The organism is Pseudomonas sp. PA-6-3C (assembly GCF_021605825.1).
Taxonomy (GTDB): domain Bacteria; phylum Pseudomonadota; class Gammaproteobacteria; order Pseudomonadales; family Pseudomonadaceae; genus Aquipseudomonas; species Aquipseudomonas edaphica.
On sequence record NZ_WKDV01000030.1, the window covers coordinates 49,022 to 62,709 of the forward strand.

Below are 13,688 nucleotides of genomic sequence, written 5' to 3' on the forward strand. Positions count from 1 at the left end.
GTTCTGCCGGAAATCCAACGCTCGCTCTTAAACCCGCTTTACTTATCCACAACCCCACCACCCATCACAAAAGTGTTTCAAAACTTGACGGCTTTGGATCCATCCACCATATTGATAGTTAGCAAACTAACTGTATGCGAACAATCCAGTGTCCCAAACCCTCGAACAGCTCCATATGAACCTCAGCAGCAGCATGGTGGTGGGCGCCCGTAACTGGCGCAAAATCTGCCAGACCACGCTGGTGAGCTATGGTATTTCCGAAGCCTGCGCCGTGCCGCTGTTGATGATCGGCCGCTTGGGCGACGGTGTGCACCAGGTGAAAGTAGCCCAGGCATCCGGCATGGAAAGCCCGTCGTTGGTGCGCCTGCTTGATCGTCTGTGCCATGACGGTTACGTGTGCCGTACCGAAGACGTCCATGACCGTCGCGCCAAGGCCTTGAGCCTCACCGAGCGCGGCCGCGAGTTGGTGCAGGCGGTGGAAGTGCAACTGGTGCGCCTGCGCCAGGAAGTGCTGGCGGACATCGCCCACGGCGACCTTGAAGCGGCGTTGCGTGTACTGCAGGCCTTCGAGGCGGCTGAGGCGACCTCTTGAACGGATTTTTTACCGGCATGCCGCCGGCCCGCGACTGGTTCTACGGCGTGCGCACCTTCGCCGCTTCGATGATCGCCCTGTACATCGCCATGCTTATGCAAATGCCGCGTCCGTATTGGGCGATGGCCACGGTGTATATCGTCTCCAGCCCGTTTGTCGGCCCTACCAGCTCCAAAGCGTTGTACCGCGCCATCGGCACCTTCATGGGCGCGGCGGCGGCGGTGTTTTTTGTGCCGATGTTTATTCAGACGCCGTACCTGCTGGTGGTGATCATTGCGCTGTGGACCGGCACCTTGTTGTTTTTGTCTTTGCACCTGCGTACCGCCAACAGCTACGCGCTGATGTTGGCCGGCTACACCTTGCCGCTGATCGCCTTGCCGGTAGTGGATAACCCGCTGGCGGTGTGGGATGTGGCCGAGGCGCGTACCGAAGAGATTTTCCTCGGCATTGCTGTGGCCGCCGTAGTAGGCGCAATGTTCTGGCCGCGGCGCCTGATGCCGGTGTTTGATGGCTCGGTGGCCAAGTGGTTTGCCGACGCTCAGGTCTATAGCCAGCGCTTTCTGACCCGTAACGTTGCGCCCGAAGAAATCAGCACCTTGCGCGGCGGCATGGTCGCCACCTTCAACACCCTGGAACTGATGATCGGCCAGTTGCCCCACGAAGGCGCTCGGCCACAGACGGTGCGCAACACCAAGGAACTGCGCGGGCGCATGATTCACCTGCTGCCGGTGATCGACGCGCTGGACGATGCGGTCTACGCGATCGAACACCGCGCCCCCGAGTTTCTCGACCGGTTCACGCCGTTGCTGCAAGACGCCAACGCCTGGCTGGAGAGCACCACCGAGCAAGCACCGCTGGAACGCTGGCGCGTGTTGCGCGACAAGATCGACGCCGCGCAGCCACAGGGCGAAGCACTGGACGACCGCCACACGCTGCTGTTCTCTAACGCCCTGTATCGCCTCGGCGAATGGGTCGATCTGTGGCAAGACTGCCGCAGCCTGCAGGCCGCCATCCAGTGCGAAAGCCAGGACACCTGGCGCGCCGTCTACCGCCATTGGCGCCTGGGCCGGCTCACGCCGTTCCTCGACCGTGGCCTGATGTTCTACTCGGCGTTTTCCACCGTTACCGCGATCATTGTCGCCTCGGTGCTGTGGATTCTGCTGGGCTGGACCGACGGCGGCAGCGCAGTGATTCTGGCTGCCGTGGCCTGCAGCTTTTTTGCCTCGATGGACGACCCGGCGCCGCAGATATACCGGTTCTTTTTCTGGACCGCCATGTCGGTATTGTTCGCCAGCCTTTACCTGTTTCTGGTGCTGCCCAACCTGCATGATTTCCCCATGCTGGTGTTGGCGTTTGCGGTGCCGTTTATCTGCATCGGCACGCTCACGGTGCAGCCGCGTTTTTACCTGGGCATGCTGCTGACGCTGGTGAACACCTCCTCGTTTATCAGCATCCAGGGCGCCTACGACGCGGACTTCCTCAACTTCGCCAACGTCAACCTGGCCGGGCCGGTGGGCTTGCTGTTCGCCTTTGTGTGGACGCTGGTTGCACGGCCGTTCGGCGCCGAACTGGCGGCCAAGCGCCTGACGCGTTTCAGCTGGCGCGACATCGTAACGCTCACCGAGCCTGCAACCCTGGCCGAACACCGCCACATGGCTGTGCAAATGCTCGACCGCCTGATGCAGCACCTGCCGCGCCTGGGCCTGATCGGCCAGGACACCGGCAGCGCCCTGCGCGATTTGCGCGTGGCACTGAACCTGCTTGACCTGTTGGCCTACGCGCCACGCATCTACGGCGTGCCACGGGTGCTGCTCAACCAAGTGGTGGAAGGCGTGGGCGGTTACTTCAAGGCCTGCCTTAAAGCCGGTGAACGCTTGCCCGCGCCCAGCGGTCTGCTGATGACCCTCGACCGCACGCGCCGCGCCCTCAACGGGCAAGGCCTGCAAGACGAAGATGACACCCGCCTGCATCTGCTGTACGCACTGGCCGGCCTGCGCCTGTCGTTGCTGCCCGGCGTGGAATTTATTGGCGGCACCGAAATGCAAGCGCCGCTGCCTGATGGAGCGCCTTTATGATCGGTGATCTGGATATCAGCGGGGTGTTCCTGCCCACGCTGCTGGTGCTGATGGGCATTACGTATGTGTTGTTTCTGGTGGTGCACGGGTTGTTGACGCGCATTCACTTCTATCGCCTGGTCTGGCACCGGGCATTGTTCAATGTGGGGCTCTACGCGCTGTTACTGGGCGCCGTGGACTCACTCAGTCGATACCTCATGACATGAAAAAACCTTTTTTGACCATCGGCCGTGTCGTCCTGACGTTATTGATAGTGACCTTCGCTGTCGTCGTTGTGTGGCGCATGGTCATGTACTACATGTTTGCGCCCTGGACCCGTGACGGGCATATCCGTGCCGACATCGTGCAGATCGCCCCGGACGTGTCCGGGCTGATCCAGCAAGTCGACGTGCGCGACAACCAGTTGGTGACCAAGGGCCAGGTGCTGTTCGCCGTCGACCAGGACCGCTTCAAGCTGGCCCTGCGCCAAGCCCAGGCCGCCGTGGCCGACCGCCAGGAAACCCTGGCCCAGGCCAACCGCGAGTACAAGCGCAACCGTGGTTTGGGCAACCTGGTGCCGAGCGAACAACTGGAAGAAAGCCAGTCGCGCGTGGCCCGTGCCCAATCGGCCCTGGCCGAGGCGCAAGTGGCCGTGGATGCCGCCCAGCTCAACCTTGACCGCTCGGTGATCCGCAGCCCCGTGGACGGTTACGTCAACGACCGTGCACCGCGCAACCAGGAATTCGTCACCGCCGGGCGCCCGGTGCTGTCGGTGGTGGACAGCAACTCCTTCCACATCGACGGTTATTTCGAAGAGACCAAGCTCGACGGCATCCACGTCGGCATGGCCGTGGATATCCGCGTGATCGGCGACAACGCCCGTCTGCGTGGCCATGTGCAGAGCATCGTCGCCGGTATCGAAGACCGCGACCGCACCAGCGGCTCCAACCTGCTGCCTAACGTCAACCCGGCGTTCAGTTGGGTGCGCCTGGCCCAGCGGATTCCGGTGCGTATTGCCTTTGATGATGTGCCGGCGGACTTTCGTATGATCGCCGGACGCACGGCCACGGTGTCGATCATCGGCGATAAGGTCAAAGACGGAGAAAAACCATGAAGCAGCTGCTGGCAACCGCTGCGCTGGGTTTGCTGCTGTCGGCCTGCCAAGTGGTAGGCCCGGATTACAAGCTGCCGGAAACGTCCGCCATCAACCGTGGCGACCTGCAAGGGCAGCTCGCGGGCGAGGGCAACAACGTGGTGTCGGCGCCGGTGCCAGCCGATTGGTGGAAGCTGTACAACGACCCGCGCCTGGATGAGCTGGTGCGCCAGGCCATGGCCTCCAACACCGATTTGCGCGTGGCTGCCGCCAACCTGCAACGCGCGCGTTTCCAGACCCAAGAGGCTGAATCCGCAGGCGGTTGGAGTGCTGGCGCCAAGGCGGAAGCCCAGCGCCTGCAGGAATCGGGCGAAGCGTTTTTGCTGACGGAAAAAGTCCCGGTGGCCAACATCGGCAGCGCCAGCATCAGCACGTCCTACCAGTTTGACCTGTTCGGCACCTTGCAGCGTGGCATCGAGAGTGCCCAGGCCAGCACCGACGCGGCCCAGGCCGCCGCCGATATTGCGCGCATCACCCTGGTGGCAGATGTGGTGCGCTCCTACACCCAGGTGTGTGCGGCCAATGAAGAGCTGGCGATTGCCAATGAGTCCCTCGACCTGCAAGGCCAGAGCACCAAGCTCACCCAGCGCCTGCGCGACGCCGGGCGCGGTGACGAAACCCAGGTGACCCGCTCGCAGACCCAATACAAATCCTTGCGCGCCGAGATCCCGCGCTATCAAGCATCGCGTCAGGCGGGTTTGTTCCGCTTGTCGATGCTGCTGGCCAAACCGGTGGACCAACTGCCCGCAGGCACCGGCACCTGCGCCGAGCTGCCGCATATCGCCCAATTGCTGCCCGTGGGCGACGGCGCAGCACTGCTCAAGCGCCGCCCCGACGTGCGCCAGGCCGAACGCCAACTGGCGGCTGCCACCGCCCGTATCGGCGTGGCCACCGGTGCGTTGTACCCGGACATCAGCATCGGCGCCACGGTGGGCACGGTCGGCATTCTTGACGACCTCGGCACACCAGCGACCAATCGCTGGGGCTTTGGCCCGCTGATCAGTTGGACAGTGCCGACCAACGGTGCCCGCGCACGTATCCACGAAGCCGAAGCCGCGACCCAGGGCGCCCTGGCGCACTTTGATGGCGTGGTGCTCAATGCCATCCGCGAAACCCAGACCGGCCTCGCGCAATACACCGCGCAACTGCAACGCCGCGACGCCCTGGCCGACGCCGGTGCGTCCGCAAAGGAAGCCTCGGAGCAGACGCACCGCTTCTTCCAGGCCGGCCGTGCCTCGTTCCTGGCCGACCTGCAGGCCACTCGCACCTACACCGATGTACGTGCACAGCTGGCAGCGGCCAACACGCAAGTTGCCATGAGCCAGATCGATCTGTTCCTGGCCTTGGGCGGCGGTTGGGAAAGCGGACGAACGCAGGCGTCACAACCCGGCAAACCCTGAGCGAAAAGCTATGCTTTGACAGGCGGGCCACCGTGAGGCCCGTCTGACAAAGTTCGCGTTTGCTCATGGGGATTCCAATAATGAAAAACCCTTATGCTCCCGCTTTCTGGTGCGTGCTTTTCGCACTGGTGTTGCTATCGGCTGCCTATTTCTACGGCGTCATGCTTGCCCACCAACTCGACAAGGCCATGGTGTTTCTCGATAGCGCCTGTCTGGTGATCGGCACGTTGTCCATCGGCGTGGTGGCCTGGGCGTCCTATCAAAATCAACGGGTGAAGAAAAAGCTGCTTCAACAAGGCAAGACCCGCGTGGCGATCTGGGACACCAAGGTTGCTCTGCGCCGCGTCGAAACTGTGTTCGACCGCTATTTCTGGGGCAGCTACTGGCAGCCCGGGCGTACTTTCCAGGAAGTCATGGGCGAGCTCACCGGCACGCCGCTGGAAAAAAGCCTCGAGGCCCTGAAAAAACAATGTGTGCTGCTCGACCAACAGGTCGCCGACGGTAGGCATTGGCTCAATAACGCCCGGGAATTGTCCGACGTGGCCACGCAAATGGCGCGGGAACGCTACCAGCTGGACTTCTGCGACCCCAAGGCCGATACCCCCAGCAACACAGTGATACACCGCGAGTTTGAGGTGTTGGTGTACACCTGGACTGCACGCTTGAAGAGTTTCGATCACCAACTCGATGAGGTTGAATTGGAATACTCGTGAACCAACCGCTGACCTGACCTCTCTGAAAAGCTGGGCCGTTATCGGCCGCCAGTGCTAATCTTCCCCCGTTTTCGGCGGGCTTGAGCCAACCCCTTCGGGGTTCAAGGAAGACAGCCCACTTCTCACAGGATTTGATCAGGTCACTTCATGAATAAGCCAGCAGTTGTTTTCTTGGGTTTCGTTGTCGCCGTCGGCGCCATTAGTGCAGGCGGCGCCTGGTACACCGGTAAGCAACTGGAGCCGGTGCTGCAAACCGCCATCCAGAACGCCAACAAAGAACTGCAGACCTCTATGGCCGGCGTCGATGGCACGGTGAACCTGGAGCTGGTGTCCCTGGATCGTGGCCTGTTCAGCAGCACCGCGCACTACCGCCTCAAAGGCCAAGGCAGCGTGTTCGGTGAAGAAAACCCGAACCCTGAGCTGTTGTTCGTCGACCATATCGAACACGGCCCGTTGCCGTTCTCGCGCCTGGTGACGCTGAAGTGGCTGCCGGTCATGGCCACCAGTCACTATGCGCTGGAAAAGAACGCCACCACCGAAAAATGGTTCGCCGCCAGCAAAGACGTGTCGCCGCTCAAGGGCGTGGCCAATATCGGCTACAACCGCTCGGTCGACGGCAACGTCGAATTGCTGCCGCTGGACATCAAGGACGACAAGTCTTCGGTGAGCTTCTCGGGCGCCAACCTGGACTTCGACAGCAGCGCCGAAGGCCAGAAGGTCAAGGCCAGCGGCTACATGAACAGCCTCAAGGTTGCAGTGATCGACGCCAATGGCCAGCCGCTTGAAGCCGAACTGTCCGGCCTGACCGTGGCCAGCAACCTGGAAAAATCCACCTTCGGTTTCTACACCGGGCAAAACACCGTTGAGCTGACCGACACAAAAGTCACCTTCGGCCCGCAGAAAGCCGTGCTGACCCTCAAGGGCTTCGAGCAAAAAGACACCAGCGAAACCAAGGACAATAACCTGGCAGGCCGCGTTGACTACAAGATCGACGAAATCGGCTACCAGGGTAAACCCGTAGGTTCGGCCGCCATGGCCCTGAGCATGAAGAACATCGACATCCCGGCGATGCTGGTGCTGACCAAGCTCTACCAGGACAAGATGCAGCCGGTGCAAGCCGCCGCGGCTGCCGGCCAACCGGTGCCTGAGCTGCAACTGACCGAAGCCGAGCAGACCCTGGCCGAGGCCAACGTCAACCAGGTGCTGGCCGCCAAGCCGCAAGTGGCAGTGGAAAACCTGTCGCTGAAAACCACCCACGGTGAAAGCAAATTCAACCTGGTGGTAGACCTGACCAAGCCCACCTCGATGGAATTGCCACCGGTTGAGCTGGGCAAGCAGGTTATCGCGCTGCTGGATGCCAACCTGACCCTGTCCAAGCCGATGATCGGCGACGTCGCTGCCCTGCAAGCGGAAGTGGGCGGTGTGACCGACCCTAAAGCCATCGAACAGCAATCACAGATGGCGGCCGAGATGGTCAGTGGCATGGCCGTTGGTACTCAGTTGGCAACCCTGGTGGGTACTGACGTGGTTTCCAAGCTGCACTACGCCAACAACGAAGTGACGTTTAATGGCCAGAAGATGACCGTGGAGCAATTCATTGGCTTTGTGATGGCCAAAGCGGGTGCGGTCAGCGGCGCGCAGTAAGATTTCTTACATCGGTAAGAAATAAATATTGGAGGCGTGGGTTTACCTGAAGCGGCAGTCAAACAACCGGCATACAGGCCGGCTGTGGCTGCTTAGCTCAGGCAAGCCTTGGCCTCCATTGGTTTTTCTGCGGTTGGATAATTCTGAACAATTGTTCTGATTTGGGCATTTCCCTACTTTCCTAAGAGATAGTTCCTACAGGAAAGCTAGGCCGGGTCACGAGACGCCGGCACCCTGATGCGTTTTGCTCAGGACCACCTATCGTTATAGCTTTCCGTGTGTAAGGAAGCTCACGATATGCTGCGAACACTACCCACCAGTGCTTCAGGCCGGTTGCGCCTGCTCGTTGGGGCCGCCTTATGCAGCCAATTGCTGACGCCCAGCCTTGCCTTCGCCGACCCAGCCTATGACGCGCTGATTATCCAGGCGCGTAACGGCAACTTCACTCCCGCGCTGACCCAATTGCGCCAACTGCCGCCTGAACGCCAGACACCTGGCCAGATCAGCGATCACCTGGTGATTGCCGGTTGGGCAGGGCAAGACGCCGAAGTGTTGAAGGTCTACGAGGCCCAAGGCAAAAATCGCAACCTCACCACCCAGGCGCTGGCCACGGTGGCGCGCACTTATCGCAACCAAAAGCAGTGGCCGCAGGCTCTGGCGGTTTATCAGCAAGCGCTGGTGCGTGAGCCGGGCAATGTCGACCTGCAGCTGGGCCAGGCGCTGACCCAGGCCGACGGCGGCCAGGCCACGACGGCCGTGCAGCGCTTGCGCGCACTGGTGGCGGCGCAACCCAATGACCCCAACCGCCGCATGGCCCTGGGTTATGCGCTGACCCGCGCAGGCTTGAACTACGACGCCTTGTTCGAGTTCGACCAAGCCTTTACTCGCGCCGGTGACAAGCCTGAAGTGGTCCGCGAATACATCGTCGCCCTGCAAAAGGCCCGCCTGCCGGAGCCGGCGCTGCGCCTGTCGGCCAAACATCCGGGCCTGCTCGACGCGGTGACCCAGCGCCGCCTCGAAGGTGACCTCGCCGCCGAGCGCGTGCGCATGGCCGAGTTCGCCACCCGCACCGAAAAAGAACGCTACGTGGTTGCCGACCGCGCCCTCAATGACTACGACAAACTGCTCGCGCGCTGGACCCCGGACCCAAGTGCCCATGATGATGTGGTGCGCTGGCGCATCGACCGCCTGGGTGCCCTCAAGGCGCGGGCACGCACCGCCGATGTGATCCGCGACTACGAAACCCTCAAGGGCGAAGGCGTGCAATTGCCGACCTATGCCCTGCGTTGGGTCGCCGCGTCTTACCTCGACCAGCGCCTGCCGGAAAAAGCCGAGCCGTTGTACCGCGAGGTGATCAGCGCTGCCGATGCCGAACCCGATGATCGGGTCGAAGACACCACGGCCTTGTTCTACACCTTGCAGGAAAGCGACAAAGGCGCCGATGCGCGCGAAGTCGCCAACAGCCTCGCCACCAGCCAGAAACCTCGAGTCGAACTCAAGGGCTTGCCCATTGGTAACCCCAACGACGCCTGGATGGACGCGCAACAGCTGTCGGCCCAGGCCGGCGTCTACGGCGGTGACCTGCCGGGCAGCGAAGCCGGGCTGGACGCTTTGGTGGCCAAAGCCCCCGGCAATGTCGGCCTGCGCCTGGCCCAGGCCGACATGTACCGCGCCCGCGACCTGCCACGCCGCGCCGAGGGCATCCTCAAGGAAACCGAAGCCCAGACCCCGCGGGATATCGGCCTGGAAGTCAGCCAGGCCTACACTGCCATGGACCTGCAGGAATGGCGGCAAATGGACGTGCTCACCGATGACGTGCTGGCCCGCAACCCGGACAGCCGCCAAGTGCAGCGCCTGAGCCGTCTGCGGGATGTACACGACATGGCCGAGCTGCGCGTGGAGGCCTACACCGGAAAAAGCTACGGCGGCGGCAATAACAACAACGCCGGCGCAGTGGCCGGCAGCCGTGACTGGGGCATCGAAAGCGTGCTCTACACGCCGCCTATCGATGAAGACTGGCGCCTGTTCGCCGGTGCCGGCTACGCCACCGCCGATTTCAGTGAAGGCACCGGCCAACACCGTTGGCAGCGCGTCGGTGTGGAGCGTCGCACCCGCGACATGACCCTGGAAGCCGAAGTGTCCAACCACTCCTACGGCTATGGCTCCAAGCAGGGTGCGGCCGTGTCGATTGCCCGCGACATCAACGACAACTGGCAGTACGGCGGCAGCCTCGGCTACCTGCTGACTACCACGCCGCTGCGAGCGTTGAATGCCGATGTCACCGCCAACGGCGGCAGTGGCTTTATTCGCTGGCGCGCGAATGAAAGCCGCGAGTGGAAACTGGCCCTGAGCCCGTCCCACTTCAGCGATGGCAACAACCGCTTCGAAGCCGTACTGACTGGCCGCGAGGGCATCTACAGCGCGCCCGGCGTGCAGGTAGACCTGGGCCTGGAAGTCGGCACCAGCCACAACACCAAAGAAGACACGGTGTACTTCAACCCCAAGTCCGACTTCACCGTGTTGCCCACGGTCACGGTCAATCATGTGCTCTATCACCGCTACGAGACTCAGTGGAGTCAGCAGTTCCAGCTCGGTGCAGGTACGTACAGCCAACGGGATTATTCCACCGGTGGCGTCGGTTTGATCGGCTATGGCCAACGTTTTCGCTGGAACGATGTACTGGACGTGGGCGCCAACCTGAGCCTGATCAGCCGACCTTATGACGGTGATCGCGAACGCGATCTGCGCTTGCTCGTCGACCTCACTTACCGTTTCTAAAAGAGCCTGACCATGACCGTCCTTTGCCGTTGCTTGTTGGTCCTGGGTGTAATGCTGGCCAGTGCCTGTGCCCAGCAACCCGCGCCTTTCACTCCACCCGCCGAGCGGCCGATACTGGCCAACGAAGCGCCGTGGCCGAAAAACCATTTCCTGGGCATCGCCTACCACGATGTCGAGGATCGCGACCCCGACCAGGCGGTGGTGGCGGTGCGCACCGAGCGTTTGATCGAACAACTGGCGTGGTTGCGCGAGAACGGCTACCAGGCGGTCAGCGTCGACCAGATCCTGGCGGCACGCAACGGCGGCCCCGAGTTGCCGCCCAAAGCCATCATGCTCAGTTTCGATGACGGCTATTCCAGCTTCTACACCCGCGTGATGCCGATTCTGCGCGCCTATCACTGGCCAGCCTTGCTGGCGCCGGTGGGGTATTGGATCGATACGCCGCTCAATCAACCGGTGGACTTCGCCGGCTCGCCGCGCCCGCGTGGGGAATTCCTCACCTGGCAGCAGATTCGTGAAGTGTCGCAGTCGGGCCTGGTGGAAATCGCCGCGCACACCGACAACAACCACAAAGGGATTTTGGCCAACCCCCAGGGCAACCTCGAGCCGGCGGCGACCAGCCTGCGCTTTGATCCGGCCACCGGTCGTTATGAAGACCAGGCCAAATTCGATGCGCGCATGCGGGCTGATGTCGCGGCGATCACTAACAAGATCCGCAGCGTGACCGGCAAGGCGCCTCGGGTGTGGGTGTGGCCTTACGGCGCCGCCAAAGGCACCTCGCTGGCGATTGTCGGCGAGCAGGGCTACCAGATGGCGCTGACCCTGGAAGACGGCCTCGACAGCCTCGGCAACCTGATGAACAGCCCGCGCTTCCTGGTGGCTTCGGACCCGGACGGCGAGCATTTCGCCAATAGCATGGTGGCCGTGCAAACCCAGGCACCGCTGCGGGTGCTGCACGTGGACCTCGACAACGTTTACGACCCCGACCCGGCCCAACAAGCGCGCAACCTCGACCAGCTTGTACAACGTGTGGTGGACATGGGCGCGGGCACTGTATTCCTGCAAGCCTTCGCCGACCCCAAAGGCGACGGCCTGGTGCACTCGCTGTACTTCCCTAACCGCCACTTGCCGGTGCGCGCCGACCTGTTCAACCGCGTCTCCTGGCAGTTGCACACCCGTGCCCACGCGGCTGTGTATGCCTGGATGCCGGTGCTGAGTTTCGCCCTCGACCCCAAGCTGCCGCGTGTGACCCGCTGGGACCCGCAAACCGGCCAGGTCGGCACCGACCCGGACCAATACAAACGTTTGTCGCCGTTCGACCCGCAGGTGCGCAAGATCATCGGCGAGATCTATGAAGACCTGGCGCGCAACAATGCCATCGACGGTGTGCTGTACCACGACGACGCCGTGCTTTCCGACTTCGAAGACGCCAGCCCCGCTGCGCTCAAGGCTTATGCTGCCAACGGCCTGCCGGGCAGCATTGCCGCGCTGCGTGCAGACCCTGCAGTGATGCAACGCTGGACGCGCTTCAAGAGCCGCTACCTGATCGACTTCACCAACGAGCTGACCGCCAAGGTTCGCGCCATCGGTGGTCCACAAGTGGCGACCGCACGCAATATCTTTGCCGAGCCGATGCTCAACCCGGCCAGCGAAGCCTGGTTCGCGCAGAACCTCGACGACTTCCTCCAGGCCTACGACTGGACTGCGCCCATGGCCATGCCATTGATGGAAGGCCAGGAGCTGAAAACCTCCAACGCCTGGCTGGAAAAACTCGTCGCCACGGTCAAGGCGCGCCCCGGCGCGCTGGAAAAAACCGTGTTCGAGCTGCAAGCCAAAGACTGGCGGACCAAAGAAGCGCCGGATATCAAGGGCGCGCAGATGGCCGAATGGATGGGCGTGCTCAAACGCCAGGGGGTCAAGAGCTTTGGCTACTACCCGGATAACTTCCTGGAAAATTCGCCGGACCTGAAGGCAGTTCGTCCGGCCCTTTCCAACCAGTGGAACCCTTGATCATGTTCGACAGAATCCTGGCTTTATTCGTGTTGGCGTTGGTGTTGGGTGTGCCCCTGGGCCTGATCTTCCTGGTCACCGGGCAGTTCCTGATGGACTTCGTGTTTTTCTACCCGCTGTTCATGTCGGCGCTGTGGATCGCCGGCGGGCTGTACTTCTGGCTGCACTGGGAGCGGCATTGGCCGTGGAAGGAAGACACGCCGGCGCCGACCCTGGCCGGCAACCCGCTGATCTCGATCATCATCCCTTGCTACAACGAGGGCGATAACGCCGCCGACACCATTCATGCGGCCCTGAACCAGCTGTACCCGAATATCGAAGTCATCGCCGTCAACGACGGTTCCAAAGACAACACCGCTGCCGTGCTCGACGCCCTGGCCTTGCAACACCCACGCCTGCGTGTGCTGCACCTGGCGCAAAACCAGGGCAAGGCCGTGGCCTTGCGCATGGGCGCCGTGGCGGCGCGCAGTGAGTACCTGGTGTGCATCGACGGCGATGCCTTGCTCGACAAAAACGCAGCGGCCTACATGGTCGCGCCGATGCTCGACAACCCGCGCCTGGGCGCCGTGACCGGCAACCCACGCATCCGCACGCGTTCAACCTTGATCGGCCGGGTGCAGGTGGGCGAGTTCTCCTCGATTATCGGCTTGATCAAGCGTACCCAGCGCGTGTTCGGGCGGATCTTCACGGTGTCGGGTGTGGTGGTGGCGTTTCGCAAGAAGGCGCTGGACCGCATCGACTACTGGTCCACCGACATGATCACCGAAGACATCGACGTGAGTTGGAAGCTGCAACTGGACCACTGGGCGATCTTCTACGAGCCCCGTGCCCTGTGCTGGATCCTCATGCCCGAAACCGTAGGCGGCCTGTGGAAACAGCGCCTGCGTTGGGCCCAGGGCGGCGCCGAGGTGCTGTTCAAGAACATCCGAGGCATCTGGCAATGGCGCCATCGCTACCTGTGGCCACTGCTGTTCGAGTACTGCCTGTCCACCGGCTGGGCCTTCACCTTCCTGCTCTCGGTGATCTTCTGGGGCGTGGGCAAGTTCGTGGTACTGCCGCAGGCGATTGCCGTGGATTCCCTGGTGCCACCGGCCTTTACCGGGCTGGTATTGGCAATGGTGTGCCTGCTGCAGTTCGCGGTGAGCATCCTGATCGACCGGCGCTATGAAAAGGACCTGTGGAAAACCCTGTTCTGGACCGTGTGGTACCCGATGGTGTTCTGGCTGGTCAGCCTGCTCACCACCCTGGTCAGCTTTCCCAAGGTGCTGTTCAACCAGCACCAGAAACGCGCGCGCTGGGTCAGCCCGGACCGCGGCATCAAACCCAGTGAAGAGGAGGCGTGAC

General features: G+C 62.3%; 10 protein-coding genes. All 10 read left to right on the forward strand.

Features of this window, described 5'->3' with window-relative positions:
* The first annotated feature begins 175 nt into the window (after nucleotides 1-175).
* Nucleotides 176-592, forward strand: a complete 417-nt coding sequence (locus GIW48_RS19645; protein WP_017136599.1) for a MarR family winged helix-turn-helix transcriptional regulator — start codon at nucleotides 176-178, stop codon at nucleotides 590-592.
* The gene (locus tag GIW48_RS19650; RefSeq protein ID WP_236461028.1) at nucleotides 589-2,667 is read left to right on the forward strand and encodes an FUSC family protein; all 2,079 of its coding nucleotides are present in this window, start codon (nucleotides 589-591) and stop codon (nucleotides 2,665-2,667) included. Before GIW48_RS19645 ends, GIW48_RS19650 begins: the two co-directional genes overlap by 4 nt.
* Nucleotides 2,664-2,873, forward strand: a complete 210-nt coding sequence (locus GIW48_RS19655) for a DUF1656 domain-containing protein (RefSeq protein WP_016969155.1) — start codon at nucleotides 2,664-2,666, stop codon at nucleotides 2,871-2,873. The genes GIW48_RS19650 and GIW48_RS19655 overlap by 4 nt, the downstream gene beginning before the upstream one ends.
* Complete coding sequence (locus GIW48_RS19660) at nucleotides 2,870-3,760, forward strand: efflux RND transporter periplasmic adaptor subunit (protein WP_017136597.1); 891 nt, start codon at nucleotides 2,870-2,872, stop codon at nucleotides 3,758-3,760. Before GIW48_RS19655 ends, GIW48_RS19660 begins: the two co-directional genes overlap by 4 nt.
* Nucleotides 3,757-5,199, forward strand: a complete 1,443-nt coding sequence (locus GIW48_RS19665) for an efflux transporter outer membrane subunit (protein WP_138449628.1) — start codon at nucleotides 3,757-3,759, stop codon at nucleotides 5,197-5,199. The genes GIW48_RS19660 and GIW48_RS19665 overlap by 4 nt, the downstream gene beginning before the upstream one ends.
* 80 nt (nucleotides 5,200-5,279) lie before the next feature.
* On the forward strand, nucleotides 5,280-5,912 hold the full coding sequence (locus GIW48_RS19670; RefSeq protein WP_026013660.1) for a hypothetical protein: 633 nt from the start codon (nucleotides 5,280-5,282) through the stop codon (nucleotides 5,910-5,912).
* 147 nt (nucleotides 5,913-6,059) lie between these two features.
* A complete protein-coding gene (locus tag GIW48_RS19675; protein ID WP_017136594.1) occupies nucleotides 6,060-7,556 on the forward strand; it encodes a YdgA family protein in 1,497 nt (498 codons plus the stop codon).
* A 297-nt stretch (nucleotides 7,557-7,853) separates the two neighbouring features.
* Entirely contained in the window at nucleotides 7,854-10,334 is a 2,481-nt protein-coding gene (gene pgaA, locus GIW48_RS19680) for a poly-beta-1,6 N-acetyl-D-glucosamine export porin PgaA (protein ID WP_099549574.1), read from the forward strand.
* Between the two features lie 12 nt (nucleotides 10,335-10,346).
* Entirely contained in the window at nucleotides 10,347-12,344 is a 1,998-nt protein-coding gene (pgaB, locus tag GIW48_RS19685; RefSeq protein ID WP_236461029.1) for a poly-beta-1,6-N-acetyl-D-glucosamine N-deacetylase PgaB, read from the forward strand.
* A gap of 2 nt (nucleotides 12,345-12,346) precedes the next feature.
* Nucleotides 12,347-13,687, forward strand: a complete 1,341-nt coding sequence (gene pgaC / locus GIW48_RS19690; protein WP_017136591.1) for a poly-beta-1,6-N-acetyl-D-glucosamine synthase — start codon at nucleotides 12,347-12,349, stop codon at nucleotides 13,685-13,687.
* Nucleotide 13,688: the final 1 nt, after the last annotated feature.

Bases quoted from the DNA above. Each gene is read 5' to 3' on its own strand.
- pgaC (WP_017136591.1), top strand. From the start codon at position 12,347: ATGTTCGACAGAATCCTGGCTTTATTCGTGTTGGCGTTGGTGTTGGGT.
- GIW48_RS19665 (WP_138449628.1), top strand. From the start codon at position 3,757: ATGAAGCAGCTGCTGGCAACCGCTGCGCTGGGTTTGCTGCTGTCGGCC.
- GIW48_RS19670 (WP_026013660.1), top strand. From the start codon at position 5,280: ATGAAAAACCCTTATGCTCCCGCTTTCTGGTGCGTGCTTTTCGCACTG.
- pgaA (WP_099549574.1), top strand. From the start codon at position 7,854: ATGCTGCGAACACTACCCACCAGTGCTTCAGGCCGGTTGCGCCTGCTC.
- GIW48_RS19645 (WP_017136599.1), top strand. From the start codon at position 176: ATGAACCTCAGCAGCAGCATGGTGGTGGGCGCCCGTAACTGGCGCAAA.
- GIW48_RS19655 (WP_016969155.1), top strand. From the start codon at position 2,664: ATGATCGGTGATCTGGATATCAGCGGGGTGTTCCTGCCCACGCTGCTG.
- GIW48_RS19660 (WP_017136597.1), top strand. From the start codon at position 2,870: ATGAAAAAACCTTTTTTGACCATCGGCCGTGTCGTCCTGACGTTATTG.
- GIW48_RS19675 (WP_017136594.1), top strand. From the start codon at position 6,060: ATGAATAAGCCAGCAGTTGTTTTCTTGGGTTTCGTTGTCGCCGTCGGC.
- pgaB (WP_236461029.1), top strand. From the start codon at position 10,347: ATGACCGTCCTTTGCCGTTGCTTGTTGGTCCTGGGTGTAATGCTGGCC.